The organism is Oceanimonas aquatica (assembly GCF_030732065.1).
Lineage (GTDB): Bacteria > Pseudomonadota > Gammaproteobacteria > Enterobacterales > Aeromonadaceae > Oceanimonas.
On record NZ_JAVBHX010000004.1, the window covers coordinates 18,781 to 35,590 of the forward strand.

At 60.9% G+C, this 16,810-nt stretch carries 15 protein-coding genes; 13 read left to right on the forward strand and 2 right to left on the reverse strand.

Translation table 11 applies throughout. The annotated features are described in order from the left end of the window. The first annotated feature begins 47 nt into the window (after positions 1-47). The 4 genes from tuf to Q9290_RS06975 all read left to right on the forward strand — a co-directional run bounded on the left by tuf (position 48) and on the right by Q9290_RS06975 (position 3,827). On the forward strand, positions 48-1,232 hold the full coding sequence (gene tuf / locus Q9290_RS06960) for an elongation factor Tu (RefSeq protein WP_306078916.1): 1,185 nt from the start codon (positions 48-50) through the stop codon (positions 1,230-1,232). A gap of 161 nt (positions 1,233-1,393) precedes the next feature. Next, on the forward strand, positions 1,394-1,834 hold the full coding sequence (locus Q9290_RS06965; RefSeq protein WP_306078917.1) for a protein tyrosine phosphatase family protein: 441 nt from the start codon (positions 1,394-1,396) through the stop codon (positions 1,832-1,834). Between the two features lie 2 nt (positions 1,835-1,836). Continuing rightward, positions 1,837-3,555 (forward strand): SulP family inorganic anion transporter, encoded by a 1,719-nt coding sequence (locus Q9290_RS06970; protein WP_306078918.1) that lies wholly within the window; start codon positions 1,837-1,839, stop codon positions 3,553-3,555. An 80-nt stretch (positions 3,556-3,635) separates the two neighbouring features. After that, positions 3,636-3,827 carry a bacterioferritin-associated ferredoxin gene (locus Q9290_RS06975; RefSeq protein WP_306078919.1) on the forward strand — a complete coding sequence of 64 codons (192 nt, stop codon included), beginning with the start codon at positions 3,636-3,638 and terminating at the stop codon, positions 3,825-3,827. Between the two features lie 76 nt (positions 3,828-3,903). On the opposite strand, the gene Q9290_RS06980 is transcribed toward Q9290_RS06975, so the two are convergent. Further along, on the reverse strand, positions 3,904-4,476 hold the full coding sequence (locus tag Q9290_RS06980; RefSeq protein ID WP_306078920.1) for a superinfection exclusion B family protein: 573 nt from the start codon (positions 4,474-4,476) through the stop codon (positions 3,904-3,906). Positions 4,477-4,727: 251 nt separating this feature from the next. Between Q9290_RS06980 and Q9290_RS06985 the strand changes: the two genes are divergently transcribed. Beyond that, the gene (locus tag Q9290_RS06985) at positions 4,728-5,159 is read left to right on the forward strand and encodes a GlcG/HbpS family heme-binding protein (RefSeq protein ID WP_306078921.1); all 432 of its coding nucleotides are present in this window, start codon (positions 4,728-4,730) and stop codon (positions 5,157-5,159) included. 165 nt (positions 5,160-5,324) lie between these two features. Beyond that, positions 5,325-5,945, forward strand: coding sequence for a TetR/AcrR family transcriptional regulator (locus Q9290_RS06990; protein WP_306078922.1), 621 nt, complete (start codon positions 5,325-5,327; stop codon positions 5,943-5,945). A gap of 38 nt (positions 5,946-5,983) precedes the next feature. Here Q9290_RS06990 and Q9290_RS06995 read toward each other — a convergent pair whose 3' ends face one another. Further along, positions 5,984-7,378 (reverse strand): MFS transporter, encoded by a 1,395-nt coding sequence (locus Q9290_RS06995; RefSeq protein WP_371930901.1) that lies wholly within the window; start codon positions 7,376-7,378, stop codon positions 5,984-5,986. Positions 7,379-7,606: 228 nt separating this feature from the next. Here Q9290_RS06995 and xdhA point away from each other — a divergent pair, with 228 nt between their 5' ends. The 7 genes from xdhA (at position 7,607) to Q9290_RS07030 (ending at position 16,707) form a co-directional block, all read left to right on the forward strand. Next, a complete protein-coding gene (xdhA, locus tag Q9290_RS07000; RefSeq protein WP_306078924.1) occupies positions 7,607-9,052 on the forward strand; it encodes a xanthine dehydrogenase small subunit in 1,446 nt (481 codons plus the stop codon). Beyond that, positions 9,045-11,444 carry a xanthine dehydrogenase molybdopterin binding subunit gene (gene xdhB, locus Q9290_RS07005; protein ID WP_306078925.1) on the forward strand — a complete coding sequence of 800 codons (2,400 nt, stop codon included), beginning with the start codon at positions 9,045-9,047 and terminating at the stop codon, positions 11,442-11,444. Before xdhA ends, xdhB begins: the two co-directional genes overlap by 8 nt. Before the next feature lie 58 nt (positions 11,445-11,502). Next, a complete protein-coding gene (xdhC, locus tag Q9290_RS07010) occupies positions 11,503-12,330 on the forward strand; it encodes a xanthine dehydrogenase accessory protein XdhC (protein WP_306078926.1) in 828 nt (275 codons plus the stop codon). Between the two features lie 28 nt (positions 12,331-12,358). Beyond that, on the forward strand, positions 12,359-13,672 hold the full coding sequence (gene guaD / locus Q9290_RS07015; RefSeq protein WP_306078927.1) for a guanine deaminase: 1,314 nt from the start codon (positions 12,359-12,361) through the stop codon (positions 13,670-13,672). Positions 13,673-13,873: 201 nt separating this feature from the next. Next, positions 13,874-14,608, forward strand: coding sequence for a GntR family transcriptional regulator (locus Q9290_RS07020; protein ID WP_306078928.1), 735 nt, complete (start codon positions 13,874-13,876; stop codon positions 14,606-14,608). Positions 14,609-14,845: 237 nt separating this feature from the next. Next, the gene (locus Q9290_RS07025) at positions 14,846-15,244 is read left to right on the forward strand and encodes a nuclear transport factor 2 family protein (protein ID WP_306078929.1); all 399 of its coding nucleotides are present in this window, start codon (positions 14,846-14,848) and stop codon (positions 15,242-15,244) included. Positions 15,245-15,282: 38 nt separating this feature from the next. Continuing rightward, the gene (locus Q9290_RS07030; protein ID WP_306078930.1) at positions 15,283-16,707 is read left to right on the forward strand and encodes an NAD(P)/FAD-dependent oxidoreductase; all 1,425 of its coding nucleotides are present in this window, start codon (positions 15,283-15,285) and stop codon (positions 16,705-16,707) included. Positions 16,708-16,810: the final 103 nt, after the last annotated feature.

A 16,810-nucleotide genomic window follows, 5' to 3' on the forward strand; every position in this document is an offset into this window, starting at 1 on the left:
ATCTTCCCGCCCCAGCAGGGCGGGAGCAAATCAGGAAGGACTAGTCCGTGTCTAAAGAAAAATTTGAACGTACGAAACCGCACGTTAACGTTGGTACCATCGGCCACGTTGACCACGGTAAAACCACTCTGACCGCTGCCATCACCAACGTGCTGGCCAAGCAGTTCGGCGGTGCCGCTCGCGCCTTCGACCAGATCGATAACGCCCCGGAAGAAAAGGCCCGTGGTATCACCATCGCCGCTTCTCACGTTGAGTACGACACCGAAACCCGTCACTACGCTCACGTTGACTGCCCCGGCCACGCCGACTACGTGAAGAACATGATCACCGGTGCTGCCCAGATGGACGGCGCGATCCTGGTAGTTGCTGCCACCGATGGCCCCATGCCGCAAACCCGTGAGCACATCCTGCTGGCCCGCCAGGTAGGTGTACCTTACATCGTTGTCTTCATGAACAAGTGTGACATGGTTGACGATGAAGAGCTGCTCGAGCTGGTAGAAATGGAAGTGCGTGAGCTGCTGTCCGAGTACGACTTCCCGGGCGACGACATTCCGGTAATTCAGGGCTCCGCTCTGAAGGGCCTGGAAGGCGATCCCGAGTGGGAACCGAAGATCATCGAACTGGCCAACGCCCTGGATTCCTACATCCCGGATCCCGAGCGTGCCATCGACGGTGCCTTCCTGCTGCCGATCGAAGACGTATTCTCCATCCAGGGTCGTGGTACCGTTGTTACCGGTCGTGTAGAGCGCGGTATCATCAAGGTTGGTGAAGAAGTTGAAATCGTAGGCATCAAGGACACCACCAAGACCACCTGTACCGGCGTTGAAATGTTCCGCAAGCTGCTGGACGAAGGCCGTGCTGGTGAGAACGTAGGTGTTCTGCTGCGTGGTACCAAGCGTGAAGACGTTGAGCGTGGTCAGGTTCTGGCCAAGCCGGGCTCCATCACCCCGCACACCGACTTCGAATCCGAAGTGTACGTACTGTCCAAAGACGAAGGCGGCCGTCACACTCCGTTCTTCAAGGGCTACCGTCCGCAGTTCTACTTCCGTACCACTGACGTGACCGGTACCATCGAACTGCCGGAAGGCGTTGAAATGGTAATGCCTGGCGACAACATCAAGATGGTTGTAAGCCTGATCGCTCCCATCGCGATGGAAGACGGTCTGCGCTTCGCTATCCGTGAAGGTGGCCGCACCGTAGGCGCCGGCGTTGTAGCCAAGATCGTCAAGTAATTGATGACTGGCGCAACCTGCGCGTTTAAAAAGGAGGCTTCGGCCTCCTTTTTTCGTTTTAGCCCTTGCGACCATGCCTTTATGTTAGTAGCTTCTAATTTAAAGGCATGGGCGTAGTGCACGTGATGTTGCGAGCCCGATAACACCACGAGGAGCACAGTATGGACATCAGACAGGTCACACCGGACTTTGCCGTGGCGGATCAGGTCACCGCCGACGATCTTCCCCGGTTAAAGGAGTTGGGGTACAACACCCTCATCTGCAACCGGCCCGACGGTGAAACTGCCGGCCAGCCGGCGGCCGAAGCGCTGGCCGAGCAGGCTCACGCCGAGGGCTTTAATTGGGCGTGGATTCCCATCTCCTCGGGCAACTTTACCGAGCAGGCCATCACCGACTTTGGCGCCGCCCTCGCACGTCATCCGCAGCCGGTGCTGGCCTTTTGCCGCACCGGCACCCGCTCCATCACCCTGTGGGCATTGTCCCGGGCGTCACAACAGCCTGCCGCCGAGTTGCTTCAGCAGTGCGCCGCTGCCGGGTATGATCTGTCGGCTCACAGCGAACGCCTTAACGAGCGCTATCTTTCCCGCGACAACAAGGGCTGAGCATGCGCCTGCCCATTCTGCAATGGGGGCGGGGCTACGACAGGAAAACCCTGGCACAGGACGGTGCCGCCGCCCTGATTGTGACCCTGATGCTGATCCCCCAGTCGCTGGCCTATGCCATGCTGGCGGGCCTGCCGCCACAAGCCGGCTTGTACGCCAGCATACTGCCATTGGTCATTTACGGCCTGTTCGGCTCCAGCCGTACCCTGTCGGTGGGGCCGGTGGCGGTGTTGTCGCTGATGACCGCCGCCACCCTGGGGCAGCTTTCCCTGAAGGGGATCGCTTACGCCGACGGTGCTCTGGCCCTGGCGCTGCTCAGCGGCGGCTGGCTGCTGTTGTTTGGCCTGTTGCGGCTGGGCTTTGTGGCCCACTTTATCAGTCACTCGGTGATGTCGGGCTTTATCAGCGCCTCGGCGGTGCTGATCACCCTGAGCCAGCTTCGCCACCTGCTGGGGGTGCCGCTGGAAGGGGCACTCTGGCAATGGCCGGGCGTCTTGCTGGCACAGCTGGATGCCATGGCGCCGGCCACCCTGGCGGTCTCCGTCATCTCGCTGGGGTTGCTGCTTTGGGCCCGTCATGGCCTGGGGCATCTGTTGCAGGGCCGGCTGAGCGCAGGCCGCGCATTGGCCCTGGTGCGGCTGATGCCGGCGCTGGTGGTGGTGCTGGCCATCGTGCTGTCGGGCCTGCTTGAGCTTGAGAATGCCGGCGTGGCCGTGGTGCAGGCGGTTCCGGCGGGGTTACCGGCCCTGAGCTGGCCGGACTGGGCCAGGCTGCCCTGGCGCGAGTTGCTGATGCCGTCGTTGCTGCTGGCTCTGGTGGGATTTGTGGAGTCGGTGTCCATCGGCCAGACCCTGGCGGCCCGGCGGCGCCAGCGCATTTCCCCCAATCAGGAGCTGATCGGCCTGGGGCTGGCCAATCTGTCGGCAGGGCTCTCCAGCGGCATGCCGGTGACCGGTGGCTTCGCCCGCTCCGTGGTTAATTTCGACGCCGGTGCGCGTACCCCGGCGGCGGGCATGTATGCGGCCATCGGCATCACCCTGGCGGGGCTCTGGTTTGCGCCCTGGTTGAGCGGCCTGCCCCAGGCGGTGCTGGCCGCCACCATAGTGGTGTCGGTGCTGGGGCTGTTTGACTGGCGCCGGTTTGGTCATGCCTGGCGCTATTCCCGGGCCGACTTTACCGCCCTCTGCGCTACCTTTGTGGTAACCCTGCTGGCCGGGGTGGAAGCCGGGCTGGTGAGCGGTATTCTGGTGTCGTTACTGCTGCACCTGTACCACAGTCATCGCCCGCACTGGGCCGAAGTGGGACGCATTGACGGCACCGAGCATTTTCGCAACCGGCTGCGCCATCGTGTTGAGCTGCGGCCCTCGCTGCTGTGTTTGCGGGTGGATGAAAGCCTGTATTTTGCCAATGCCGGCCAGCTGGAAGACATTATCGCCACCCTGGTCAGTCTGCGGCCTGGTTTGCGCCACCTGGTGCTGCAATGCAGTGCGGTTAACCGTATTGATGCCTCGGCCCTCGACAGTCTGCTGATGATCAACGAACGGCTGGGGCTGGCCGGTATCGAGTTTCACTTGGCGGAGGTGAAAGGCCCTGTGATGGACCGGCTGGAGCGCAGTGAGCTGTTGTCCAGGCTTACCGGCCGCGTGTACCTCAGCCTGTTTCAGGCATGGAATGAGCTGGGGGAGGCGAATGCCGGGCCGGTCGCCGGGGGTGTGAACTGACGCCTGTTTTTTCAACAAAATTAACTTGCACTGATAACTGCTATCATTTAGATTTGTCCTGAACGCGGAGGACATTATTCATGTATGTGTGTTTGTGCAAGGGCATTACCGAGCGCCAGTTAAAAGAAGCCATTGCCGAGGGCAATACCGAGTTTATGGACCTCAAGCGTGAGCTGGGGGTCGGCTCTCAGTGCGGCAAGTGCATTCCCGTGGCGCTGGCCATTCTGGCGGAAGAAAACGCCAAAAACGCGGTTTATTACGAAGTGGCCTGATGTCGCCCGCTTCCAGTGAAAAAGCTCCCGACCGGGAGCTTTTTGCGTTTTATAAGGCAGTGAAAACGATGCCTGATCAGCTTCGGCCCAGCTGCTTGTAGGCGTAGCGGGGGCGGGTGTTGAGGATCTGGTTTTTCTGCTCCTCGGTCATGCTGGCCGGGTTCAGCCCCAGCACGCGAAAGGTCAGCAGGGGACGGGCTTCCAGGGTAATCATCAGGGGTTTGATGGTCTGCAGGCTGCTGTCGCCGGGCTCGCCGTAGGCATAGGTGAGAATGCCCTGATCCAGCAGATTTTTGACGCAGGGCTCGGTAACCGGCAATTTTATGACACTGCGGCGCTGGATCACGAACTCCCGCAACACCGCCTTTTCACTGGCATCCAGATACTCCAGCAACTCTTTCAGCAGCTTTTGCCGGGTCAGCCGCTGCTTGCGGTAAAACACGTGCTGAAACAGCAGCAGGGCGCCAATGGAAAGAAAGTAGGTGGCCGACAGCACCATGGCCAGCACAAACAGCAGCCGGTATTCCCCCAGCCAGGCGCCAAAGGCCCCGGAAAACAGCCGGTCGGGCAGCAGGGTGATCATCAGGCAGCTCAGCATCAGCCAGCACATGAACCAGTTCAGCGTTGAAACCTGTCGCAGCTCCGGCATTGTTCCTTTCTCCAGTGGAAGGCTCGTCTGTCCGGAATAGGCAAGTTTCATGCCATGGAAGCCACCGCGGAGCGGAGGCGGGCCCTTGGGCACCCCTTGTTAAAAATGCGCCCAAGGTAGAGCAAAGGTGACGGGATATTTATCTTTATATTAAACGTATACAAATATCTGTTAACTTTGTCTCGGTTTTGTGTTTTATTAGTCTCCAGTTGGTAATACTTTAGTATGGCTAGACAGGGAGTCATTGAGTAATGAATACAGTTTCACTTGAACAGGCACTGGCAATCACTCAGGGCGCACTGCAACGGGGCAAGGAAATGTCGGCGGCACCGCTGACCGTGGCGGTGCTCGACAGCGCCGGTGTGCTGGTGTCACTGCAGCGTGAAGACACCGCCAGCCTGATGCGTCCCGACATCGCCATTGCCAAGGCCTGGGGCTCCATTGCACTGGGTCGCAGCTCCCGCGGTCTGGCTGAAATGGCGGCGGCCCGCCCGGGCTTTATGCAGTCGCTCAACACCCTGGGTGAAGGCAAAATCCTGCCCGCGCCGGGTGGCGTGCTGATCCGTGATGAGAACAATCTGATCATTGGTGCCGTGGGCATCACCGGCGATTTGTCCGATGTGGACGAAGTCTGTGCCGTGGCCGGTATCGAGAAAGTGGGCCTGAAGGCCGACTGCAGCTGACGCCGCCGCAGCACCACACCGTTGTTTTGGTCGAGGGGTAACCTTGGTTACTCTTTTTTTCGCGCTCACCTGTGGTGGGCGTTTTTTTTATGCATTTCTACCGGATTCCGGTATGGTTGGCAAAAACAAAGCCACCCATATGTGGCCGGAGCCAAAAAAACAAGCATGTCACGGATAAGAGCCAGAAACGAAGAAAAGATCATACGCGCCGCCAGCCGGGTATTTGCCGAGCATGGCTATGCCGCCACCAAGACCGCCGATATCGCCAAACTGGCGCAATTGCCCAAGCCCAACATCTACTACTACTTTGGCAGCAAGGAAAACCTCTACCGGGCGGTGCTGGAGAGCGTCACCGAGCCGCTGCTGGCGGCGTCGGCTCCTTTTGAGGAGTTTGAGGATCCCGTGATGGCGCTGACCGCCTACATCAAGGCCAAGCTGCTGATCTCCCGGGATTATCCTCATGCCTCCAAGGTGTTTGCCAGCGAGATCATGCACGGTGCGCCGCACCTGCCGGAAGATATCATCGCCCGCCTCAGCGAACAGACTCAAGCCTTGAGTGACAAGCTGAGCCACTGGATGGGGCAGGGCCTGATCGCCTGTCTGGAGCCCCGGCATTTGCTGTTTGCAATCTGGGCCTCCACTCAGACCTACGCCGACTTCAACTGGCAAATCACCATGGCCCTGGGCAAGGAAGAGCTGGACGACAGCGATTACGATCAGGCCGCCGAGGTGATCACCCGGCTGGTGATCGAAGGCTGTCGGGTCAGGCCCCTGGCCGAGGCCTGAACAAAGGGGACCATGGTCCTCTTTGATGATGCCTTTCTTTAACCGGGCTGATTCTTGGCCTGGTTGCCCAGCTCCCGGTCCGGCATGGCAAATCCCAGCAGCAGGCCGATCAGGCCGTAGGCCGACAGCGAAGCGTACACGGGAGTGGTCCAGTCGGTGAGCTGCTGCTGGTACTGCCAGCCCAGCCAGATCACGCCCAGCGTCCCACCCAGTGAACGGCAAAAGTTCATCAGCGCCAGCCCGGCCCCCAGCTGGTTTGAGGGCAGGGCGTTCTGCACTGCAATGGAGCAGGCCACGATCAAAAAGCCAATGCCGATGCCCCCGGCAATCAGGCCGCCGTGCAGCCAGACGCCGTTCAGCCACTGACTGACCAGCCCCCACAGCAACACACAGCCCAGCCCCAGCAGCAGGCCGCCCGCCCAGGGAAACGGCCGACAGTAGCCCACATGGGCGATACGCTTGCCACTGACAAAGGTGCCGGCGGTCACGCTCAGAATAAACCACAGCAGCACTCGGCTGGTATCGTCAGGACTCAGTCCCTGTTGCTGTTCCAGCGCCAGCGGCAGGTACACCAACAGGCCCAGGCGGACCCCTTCCGACAGGGCCAGTAACAACACCGCAATGGCCATCAGCCGGCCGCCAAGCAACCGCAGCGGCAGCACCGGGTGCGGGTGGCGCCATTGCTGTACCAGCAACACCAGGCTGAGCAGGGCGGCGCCGGCCATCAGCACCGGCTGGAACTGTGCCAGCGCCGGCAGCAGCTCGGCGGTGTTGGTGGACAAGCCCCAGCCGGTGCCGGCCAGCAGCAGCAATGCTATGCCCCAGTGATCCGGTGTACTGCGGGCTCCTCTGTGGCCGAGCCCCTTCAGTGCCCAGTAGCTGACCGCCATGGCCAGCAGCCCCAGGGGCAGCTTGAACAGAAACAGCCAGCGCCAGTCAAAACGGGCAACCAGAAAGGCCCCCAGCAGCGGCCCGGCCACGCTGGACACCGCAAACAGGGTGGAGATCAGTCCCTGATAGCGGCCCACCTGACGGGGCGGGATCACGTCGGCAATCACCGCAAACGACAGCGCGATCAGGCCACCGCCGCCCAGGCCGGTGAGCAGCCGGGTGGCCAACAGCAGCGGCAGGCTGTCGGTCAGGGCGCTGGCCAGCGAGCCGAGGGTAAAAAAGCCCAGGGCGGCGGCCAGGCAAGGCGTACGGCCAAAGCGATCGCTCAGCCGGCCGTACACCGGCATGGTCAGGGTCATGGCGAACAGATAGCTGCTGACCAGCAGCGGCGCCAGCGCAGGGGCGTCAAAGATCTGCCCCAGCCGGGAAATGGCCGGCATCAGCAGGGTGATCTCCAGCGCCCCCAGCATGATGGCAAGGGCCACGCCGGCAAATACCCGATGCGCCTGCCGGCTTTGCCGGTCCTGAATTGTTTCGGACATGTTCAAAAATGCTCCCACTACACTTGAAGAAAAGGGCCGGCGGCCGGGCTTGATGCGTACCTGAAAATCGTTTTTACAGCAGGCAGTTAACTATGAAGTCGGCGACAGTCGCAACCTGAGTGTAAAATTTTTGTTGACCACAGGGTCAGATTTTAATTTAATTAGATGTAAAGATATTAACAACTCATTTGTTCGGCCAGAGGCGATAACCCCTGAAGGAGGCAAGCCGTGATCACCTTTCTGTTAAATCAGGAGCTGCGACAGGAACAAGACCTGTCCCCCAACATGACGGTGCTCAATTATCTGCGCACCCGCGTCGGCAAGACCGGCACCAAGGAAGGCTGCGGCTCCGGTGACTGTGGTGCCTGCACCGTGGTGCTGGGCGAGCGCGACGGCGATCGTATTCGCTACCAAACGGTCAACTCCTGCCTGACCTTTGTCTCGGCGCTGCACGGCAAGCAACTGCTTACCGTGGAAGACCTCAAGGCAAAGGACGGCAGCCTGCACCCGGTGCAGCAGGCCATGGTCGACTTTCACGGCTCCCAGTGCGGCTTCTGTACCCCAGGCTTTATCATGTCGATGTTTGCTCTCAGCAAGAACAAGCCGTCGGCCAATCAGCACGACATTCTCGAGGCCCTGGCCGGCAACCTGTGCCGCTGCACCGGCTACCGCCCCATAGTCGATGCCGCCAAGGCCATTGCCGCAGAGCCTACGCTTGCCGACGAATTTTCCCGTTACGAGCAGGAGCTGGTCGCCCGGCTGGTGAAAATCGAGACCGATACCCTGGTGACCCTGAGCGGCGATAACAAGGTGTGTTTCTCCCCCACTACCAGCGACGAGCTGGCCACCCTGCTCATCGAGCATCCGGATGCCCGGCTGCTGGCCGGCGGCACCGATCTGGCGCTGGAAGTGACCCAGTTTCACCGCGAGCTGCCCAAGATGATTTATCTGGGTAATGTCGCCGAGATGAAAACCCTGGAAGAAACCGACGAGGCCCTGATCATCGGCGCCGCCCGATCTTTAAGCGACAGCTATGAGGCCCTGAGCACCTTCTACCCTGACTTTGGCGAGCTGCTGCACCGTTTTGCTTCCCTGCAAATCCGTAACCAGGGCACCCTCGGCGGCAACGTCGGCAACGCCTCGCCCATCGGTGATGCGCCGCCGGTGCTGATCGCCCTCAACGCTACGCTGGTGCTGCGCAAGGGAGACAGAGTGCGCGAGCTGCCGGTGGAAGACTACTTCCTCAGCTACAAGGTCACCGCCCAGGAGCAGGGCGAGTTTATCGAGCGCATTATCGTGCCTAAACCCGCGGCGAATCAGCACTTCAGGGTGTACAAGCTGTCCAAACGACTGGACGACGATATTTCCGCGGTGTGCGGTGCCTTTAACCTGATCATTGAAAACGGCATCGTGACCGACGCCCGCATCGGCTTTGGCGGTATGGCGGCCACCCCCAAGCGGGCCGCCGGCTGCGAACAGGCGCTCACGGGCCAGGCCTGGAACATGGCCACGGTCAAAACCGCCATGAAGGCCCTTGAGGCCGACTTCGAGCCGTTATCGGACTTTCGTGCCAGCAAGGAATACCGCACGCGCACCGCGGCCAACCTGCTGTACAAGTGCTTTATCGAACAACAGGATCTGAAACTGGAAACCAGGGTGACGTCTTATGTCTAACAAACCTCAGAACACGCTGACCATCGACGAAATGATGGAACGAGTCAAACAGAGCCTGCAAACCGGCGTGGGCAAAAGCGTGCCCCACGACAGCGCCGCCAAGCAGGTATCCGGCGAGGCCGAGTACATTGACGATCGCCTGGAGTTTCCCAATCAGTTGCATGTGTATGCCCGGCTGTCCGACAAGGCCCATGCCCGCATCACCAAACTGGATGTGAGCCCCTGTTACGACTTTCCCGGGGTGGCCATTGCCATTACCGCCGAGGACGTGCCCGGCGAACTCGATATTGGTCCGGTCATTGCCGGCGACCCGCTGCTGGCCGACGGCAAGGTGGAATACTACGGCCAGCCGGTGCTGGCGGTGGCCGCCAGTGATCTCGACACCGCCCGCAAGGCAGCCATGGCCGCCATTGTGGAATACGAGGAGCTGCCGGCGGTGCTGTCGGTGGAAGAAGCGCTGGAAAAAGAGCTGTTTGTGACCGAAAGCCACAAGCAGCAGCGGGGCGACTCCGCCGGCGGCCTGAAAAAAGCCAGGCACGTGATCGAGGGCAGCCTGCATATCGGCGGCCAGGAGCACTTTTACCTGGAAACCCAGGTCAGCTCGGTGGTGCCCACCGAAGACGGCGGCATGATGGTGTTTACCTCCAGCCAGAACCCCACCGAGGTGCAAAAGCTGGTGGCAAGCGTCCTGGACGTGCCCATGAACAAGGTGGTGATCGACATGCGCCGCATGGGGGGCGGCTTTGGCGGCAAGGAAACCCAGGCCGCCGGCCCCGCCTGCATGGCCGCCGTGGTGGCGCGCCTGACCGGCCGTCCGGCCAAGATGCGGCTGCCGCGCATGGAAGACATGATGATGACCGGCAAGCGGCATCCCTTCTACAACCAGTACAAAATCGGCTTTGATGATCACGGCCGCATTCAGGCCGCCGAAATCACAGTGGCCGGCAACTGTGGGTACTCGCCGGATCTGTCCTCGTCCATCGTCGACCGGGCCATGTTCCACTCGGACAACGCCTATTATCTGGGCGATGCCACCGTGATCGGCCACCGCTGCAAGACCAACATTGCGTCAAACACCGCCTATCGCGGCTTTGGCGGTCCTCAGGGCATGATGACCATCGAGCACGTGATGGACGAGATCGCCTCGCACCTGGGCAAGGATCCGCTCGATATTCGCAAGGTGAACTTCTACGGCAAGGCCGAGCGCAACGTCACTCATTACCATCAGCCGGTGGAGCACAACATTATTCACGAGCTGGTGAACGATCTGGAGCTGTCTTCGGAGTACGCCAAGCGTCGTGAACAGATCCGGGCCTTTAACGCGCAAAGCCCGATCCTGAAAAAGGGCATCGCTATCACCCCGGTGAAGTTCGGTATCTCCTTTACCGCCACCTTCCTCAACCAGGCCGGGGCGCTGATCCACGTTTATACCGATGGCAGCATTCACCTCAATCACGGTGGCACCGAGATGGGCCAGGGCCTGAACACCAAGGTGGCTCAGGTGGTGGCGGAAGAGTTCCAGGTAGACATTGATCGCATTCAGATCACCGCCACCAATACCGACAAGGTGCCCAACACCTCGCCAACAGCAGCCTCGAGCGGCGCCGATCTCAACGGCAAGGCGGCCCAGAATGCGGCCCGCATCATCAAGCAGCGCCTCATCGACTGGGCGGCGGGTCACTTCCAGGTCAGCCCGGAAGAGGTGGTGTTCAAAAACAACTTCGTGCAAATCCGCCACACCCTGATGTCGTTCCCGGAGTTTGTGCAGCTGGCCTATTTTAACCAGGTGTCGCTGTCCAGCACCGGCTTCTACAAGACGCCCAAGATCTACTACGACCACGCCACCGGCTCGGGCCGTCCCTTCTACTACTTCGCCTACGGCGCCGCCTGTGCCGAAGTGGTGGTGGACACCCTCACCGGCGAGTACAAGCTGCTGCGCACCGACATACTGCACGACGTGGGCGACTCCCTGAATCCGGCCATCGACATCGGCCAGGTGGAAGGGGCCTTTCTGCAGGGCGCCGGCTGGCTGACCACCGAAGAGCTGGTGTGGAATGACAAGGGCCGGCTGATGACCTCGGGTCCTGCCAGCTACAAGATTCCGGCGGTGGCCGACATGCCGGTGGACTTCCGCGTCAAGCTGGTGGAAAACCGCAAGAACCCGGAAGACACAGTGTTCCACTCCAAGGCCGTGGGCGAGCCGCCCTTTATGCTGGGCATGGCGGTGTGGTGTGCGCTGAAAGATGCCGTGGCCAGCGTCTCCGGTTACCTGCGCTACCCGCACATCGATGCGCCGGCTACCCCCGAGCGGGTGCTGTGGGCGGTGGAGCAAATGCGCGAAATGGTGGAGCAGAATGAAGCTGCCAGCGATGTGCCGGTGACCGCCAAGTAACTTATCGGCCAGCACATTGCCGGCGAACAGGGGCGGTGCGCCGCCCTGGGAGCAATAGATGTTCAAGGACAACTGGATTCAGATTCTGGCCGAGCTGGAGCAGCGGGGTGAGCCCTGTGTCATGGTCACTGTGGTGGAGCACAAGGGCTCGACCCCGCGGGACAGCGGTACCAAAATGCTGGTGACCGAAGCCGGCTGTTACGCCACCATCGGTGGCGGCCACCTGGAATACAAGGCCCTGGAGCTGGCGCGGCAAATGCTGGCGGCAGGCGAGCAGCAGATGCGTGTTGAGCGCTTCAATCTGGGCGCCAGCCTGGGTCAGTGCTGCGGCGGCATGGCCACCATCATGCTGGAGCCGGTGGTGCGGCCACGGCATCATCTGGTGTTGTTTGGTGCCGGGCATGTGGCCAAGGCGCTGGTGCACATTCTGGCCACCCTGCCGTTTCGCATCACCTGGGTGGACTCCCGTGCCGAGGAGTTTCCCGCCGTACTGCCGGAAGGTGTCACCGCTGTGGTCAGTGACGATCCGGTGGACGAGGTGATTGAGCAGCCAACCGGCAGTTACTACCTGGTGATGACCCACAACCACCAGCTGGATCTGGAACTGTGCGCCCGCATTCTCAAGCGCAATGATGCCCGCTATTTCGGGGTGATCGGCTCGCGCACCAAGCGCAAGCGCTTTGACTACCGGCTGAAGGAGCGGGGCTTTGATGATACCGCCCTGGCCGGCATGGTGTGCCCCATCGGCCTGCCCGAGGTGACCGGCAAGCACCCGGCAGAGATCGCCGTGTCGATGGCCGGCCAGCTGATCGCGGCCTACCAGGCCGAAGACGCCCTCAGGGCCGAGAAACCGGCCCCCGCCGTTACTCAGGCCGAGCACGCCTGATTTATTGATTTCAAGGAGACGCGCAGAGATGACGCAACCCGTAGCCTATCGCGCCGCCATTCTTTACAGCCTGGGCGACCCGGCCAAGGTCGGCCTCGAACAGTCCTTTGCCTGGTACGAAGACGGCGTGCTGGTGGTGGCCGATGGCCATGTGCAGGACGTGGGACCGGCCCCACAAGTGCTGGACCGGCTGCCCGCCGGCACGCATGTGGTGGAGCTTGAAAACCGGCTGATCACCCCGGGCTTTATCGACACCCATATTCACTTTCCCCAGACCGAGATGATCGCGTCCTACGGCGATCAATTGCTGGACTGGCTCAACAACTACACCTTTCCGGAGGAGCGCAAGTTCGCCGACCCGGCTCATGCAGCACGGGTGGCGGGGCTGTTTCTGGACGAGCTGCTGCGCAACGGTACCACCACAGCCATGGTGTACGGCACAGTGCACAAGCAGGCGGTGGACGCCTTCTTTACCGAGTCGGCCCGGCGCAACACCCGCATGATCGCCGGCAAGGTGATGATGGACCGCAACGCCCCCGATTATCTGCTGGACACGCCCGAGTCGTCCTACGCCGACAGCAAGGCGCTGATTGAACGCTGGCATAACCAGGGCCGCCAGCACTATGCGGTGACCCCTCGGTTTGCGCCCACCAGCACGCCGGAACAGCTCGGTGCCGCCGGCCGGCTGCTGAGCGAGTACCCCGATCTTTACCTGCAGACCCACCTGTCGGAAAACCGCAAGGAAATCGACTGGGTAAAAGAACTGTTTCCCGAGCAGAGCGGTTACCTGGACGTATACGATCACCATGGTCTGCTCAGCGAGCGTTCCATCTTTGCCCATTGCGTGCACCTGGAAGACAGCGAGTGCGAGCGGCTGCACGCCACCGGTTCGGGCGTGTCGTTCTGCGCCACTTCCAACCTGTTTCTCGGCTCCGGCCTGCTCGATCTGGCCCGGCTCGAACGCTTTGGTGTCAATGTCAGCCTGGGTACCGACGTGGGCGGAGGCACCAGCTTCTCGTTGCTGCAGACCATGAATGAGGCCTACAAGGTGCTGCAACTGCAACAGCAGAAGCTGCATCCGCTCAAGGCCTTTTATCTGGCCACGCTGGGCGGCGCCGAGTCGCTGCGCCTGGACGACAAGCTGGGCAACCTGCTGCCGGGCAAGGAAGCCGACTTTCTTGTGCTGGATCTGGATGCCACTCCGCTGATGAAGGTACGTATACAAAACGCACAAAATCTGTACGAAAAACTGTTCGTGCTGATGATGCTGGGGGACGACAGATCCATCGCCGAAACCTATGTTTACGGCGAGTGCCAACACAGGCGGGACAGGCCTCACTAACAGAAAGGTCCATTCGAGCACGAAAAAACGCCCGAATCGGGCGTTTTTTGTGTTCAGTCACAGACTTGGACATTGTGGCTATCACACCGGCAAAAAGCGCGCTAGATTGTATACGTGGTTTGTAACAATTTTTTAACTGGTCATGGCAAGGATGGCGGTGCCCGCATCGCCGCAGCCAGGACCGCAACTGGAAACCAAAGTATGAGTTCACTCAGTCAACTGGAGCCAAGACCTGTCAAGTCGAGCTCAAATACCCAGGACGACATCGTCTACGAACATATTTTCGACGCCATTCTGGAGCAACGGCTGGCGCCGGGCACCAAGCTCAGCGAAGAAGCGCTGGGCGAGATCTTTGGCGTCAGCCGCACCATTATTCGCCGCGCCCTGCTGCGCCTTTCCCACGAGCAGGTGGTGATTATTCGCCCCAACCGGGGCGCCGTGGTGGCCGCCCCCAGCGTGGAAGAGGCCCGGCAGATCTTTGCTGCCCGCCGGGTGGTGGAGCTGGCAGTCACCGAGCTGGCGGTAGAGAACGCCACTCCCGAAAGCCTGGCCCGCATGCGGACCATGGTGCAGGAAGAGCAGGATGCCTTTGCCCGGGGCGACCGGGGCAGCGGTATTCGCCTGTCGGGTGAGTTTCACCTGGAGCTTGCCCACATGGCCAACAACACGCCGCTGCTTAATTTTCAGCGCAGCGTGGTGTCCCAGACCTCGCTGATTATCGCCCAGTACGAAGTGGGGCATCAGGCCCATTGCTCCTTTAACGAGCACGAGATCCTGCTGAACGCCATAGAAACCGGCGACAAGGACACGGCGCTGCAAAAGATGACCGAGCACCTGGACCACATTGAGGCCAAGCTCAATCTGGATGGCGACTCCGCCTCCACCGATCTGCACGTGGTGTTCTCCGGGGTCGCCAAGCAGCGCCGCGGCCGCTGATTTTCCGATATTCCGGTGTTGTCGGGGCAGAATGACTTCTGCCCCGGCCTTGCCGTGCGCGCTTTTCACCCGTGCCCCGCTTTTGTCCTTTCGTGTTTATTTTTTGGTGGTCCAAGCCAACGGCTGAAACTGGCGCTACCGACCCTTGCCCCTTTCCCCCTAATGTTATGAGCATGTAAACGCCCCGGTGCGCCGGGACATGATTCATCGCCACTTGTTGGCCAAGGGAGAATTGATATGTCCGCTGAAAACAACCAGAAAACCGTTGCCCTGCTGGAGCAGCTGTTTGCCGCCTTTAACCGTCACGATATTGAAGGCGTGATGGCCTGCATGACCGACGATGTGGTGTTTGAAGGCGCCGCCGGCCCCGAAGCCCACGGCAACCGCTTTGAAGGCGCCGACGCCGTTGCGGCCGCCTTTGTCAATGTGTGGACCACCATGCCGGACGTGCAGTGGGAGAACACCAGCCACTTCGCCGCCGGCGATAAGGGCGTGTCCCAGTGGACCTTCTGCGCCACCACCCCGGACGGCCGCCGCATTGAAGCCGATGGTGTGGATCTGTTCACCCTCAAGGGTGGCAAGCTGGCGCTCAAGCAGGCCTTCCGCAAGGATCGTCCGCTGCTGGATCCTCGCTAAGCCACGGCAGCCTCACTCTGTTAACGGGAATCACGAATATGGATATGGTCAACAACACTCAGGCGGACTTCCGCCAGCCGGCCAAGGCCGATACCGTGCTGGATCGTTACGATCCCAGCTATGATCCCCTGGTGGCGCCCACGCCCGGACGGGGTCAGCAGTATGCCCCCACTTACTGGGTTGCCACTGCCGGAACGCCGCCGGAGGATGATGGCCCCGTAACCGGTGACATGGATGTCGACGTCGTGATCATCGGCAGCGGCTTTACCGGCCTGTCCGCCGCCCTGCACCTGGCCAAGGAACACGGCATCAAGGCGACCGTGCTGGAAGCCAACCAGGTCAGCTGGGGCTGCACCAGCCGTAACGGTGGTCAGGCCCAGAATGCCTCGGGCCGGCTGACCCGCTCCCAGTGGATCAAGCGCTGGGGCCTGAGCACCGCCCGCAAAATGCACGACGAGGTGCAGGAAGGCTTTGATACCTTTAAAAGCCTGATCAAGGAAGGCAACATCGATTGCGATCCTCAGGCTGGCGGTCACCTCTACATTGCCCATCGCGACAAGGCCATGCGCAAGCTGGAGGCGGAAGCCAAGGTACTGCGCGAGCAGTTTGGTTATGAAACCGAGCTGCTCGACAAGCCCACCCTGAGCCGCGATTACGTCAACGAGGCCGAGGCCGTCGGCGCCATGCACGAGCCGGAAGGCATCGGCGTGCATCCGCTCAAGCTGGCCCAGGGTTACCATCGCATGGCCCGGGAGCTGGGTGCCACCATTCATCCGTCGAGCCCGGTGCTGGGCTGGGAAACCATCAACGGTGTGCATCACATCAAGACCCCGGGCGGCACGGTACGGGCCCGGGCGGTGGGCGTGGCCACCGGCGGCTATACCTCCCAGGGCCTGCATGGCAGCCTGAACAGCAAGATCATGCCGATACTGTCGAACTCGTTGGTAACCCGGCCGCTGACCGAGCAGGAGATTGCCGCCTGTAACTTCAAGACCAATGAAGTGATCACCGATACCCGCACCTTGCGTCATTACTACCGCAAGCTGCCCGACAACCGGGTGCAGATCGGCAGTCGCAGTTCCATTACCGGTGCCGATGCCAGCAATCCCAAGCACCTGCAATTGCTGATCGACGGGCTGCATCGCAAGTTTCCGCCGCTCAAGGGCATTCAGATCGATTACTCCTGGTGGGGCTGGGTGGATGTGAGCCACGACATGATGCCGCGCATTTACCAGCCCGACGACAAGGAGCAGATCTTCTACGCCCTGGGTTACGGTGGCAACGGTGTCATGTTCTCGGCCCATGCCGGCCGCCGCATGGCTCAGCGCATTGCAGGCATTCGTGAAGGCTTTGAGCTGCCCATTTACAACTCGCCGCTGCCGGGGCATCTGTTCGCGCCCTTCCGCCGTCTGGGGCAGCGCATGCTGTATCACTGGTACCATTTGCGTGACGAAGTGCTGTAAAACTGCATTAAATTGTTAACAATGCTTTTACTTTGCCGCCCTCTGAGTTAAAACCATGACTCAGAGGGCGCACTGCGTGTTCCCGCCAGACGAACCCAACTCG

Coding starts and splice junctions, on each gene's coding strand:
- Q9290_RS06965 (WP_306078917.1), top strand. CDS start 1,394: ATGGACATCAGACAGGTCACACCGGACTTTGCCGTGGCGGATCAGGTC.
- Q9290_RS06970 (WP_306078918.1), top strand. CDS start 1,837: ATGCGCCTGCCCATTCTGCAATGGGGGCGGGGCTACGACAGGAAAACC.
- Q9290_RS06975 (WP_306078919.1), top strand. CDS start 3,636: ATGTATGTGTGTTTGTGCAAGGGCATTACCGAGCGCCAGTTAAAAGAA.
- Q9290_RS06980 (WP_306078920.1), bottom strand. CDS start 4,476: ATGCCGGAGCTGCGACAGGTTTCAACGCTGAACTGGTTCATGTGCTGG.
- Q9290_RS06985 (WP_306078921.1), top strand. CDS start 4,728: ATGAATACAGTTTCACTTGAACAGGCACTGGCAATCACTCAGGGCGCA.
- Q9290_RS06990 (WP_306078922.1), top strand. CDS start 5,325: ATGTCACGGATAAGAGCCAGAAACGAAGAAAAGATCATACGCGCCGCC.
- Q9290_RS06995 (WP_371930901.1), bottom strand. CDS start 7,378: ATGTCCGAAACAATTCAGGACCGGCAAAGCCGGCAGGCGCATCGGGTA.
- xdhB (WP_306078925.1), top strand. CDS start 9,045: ATGTCTAACAAACCTCAGAACACGCTGACCATCGACGAAATGATGGAA.
- xdhC (WP_306078926.1), top strand. CDS start 11,503: ATGTTCAAGGACAACTGGATTCAGATTCTGGCCGAGCTGGAGCAGCGG.
- guaD (WP_306078927.1), top strand. CDS start 12,359: ATGACGCAACCCGTAGCCTATCGCGCCGCCATTCTTTACAGCCTGGGC.
- Q9290_RS07020 (WP_306078928.1), top strand. CDS start 13,874: ATGAGTTCACTCAGTCAACTGGAGCCAAGACCTGTCAAGTCGAGCTCA.
- Q9290_RS07025 (WP_306078929.1), top strand. CDS start 14,846: ATGTCCGCTGAAAACAACCAGAAAACCGTTGCCCTGCTGGAGCAGCTG.
- Q9290_RS07030 (WP_306078930.1), top strand. CDS start 15,283: ATGGATATGGTCAACAACACTCAGGCGGACTTCCGCCAGCCGGCCAAG.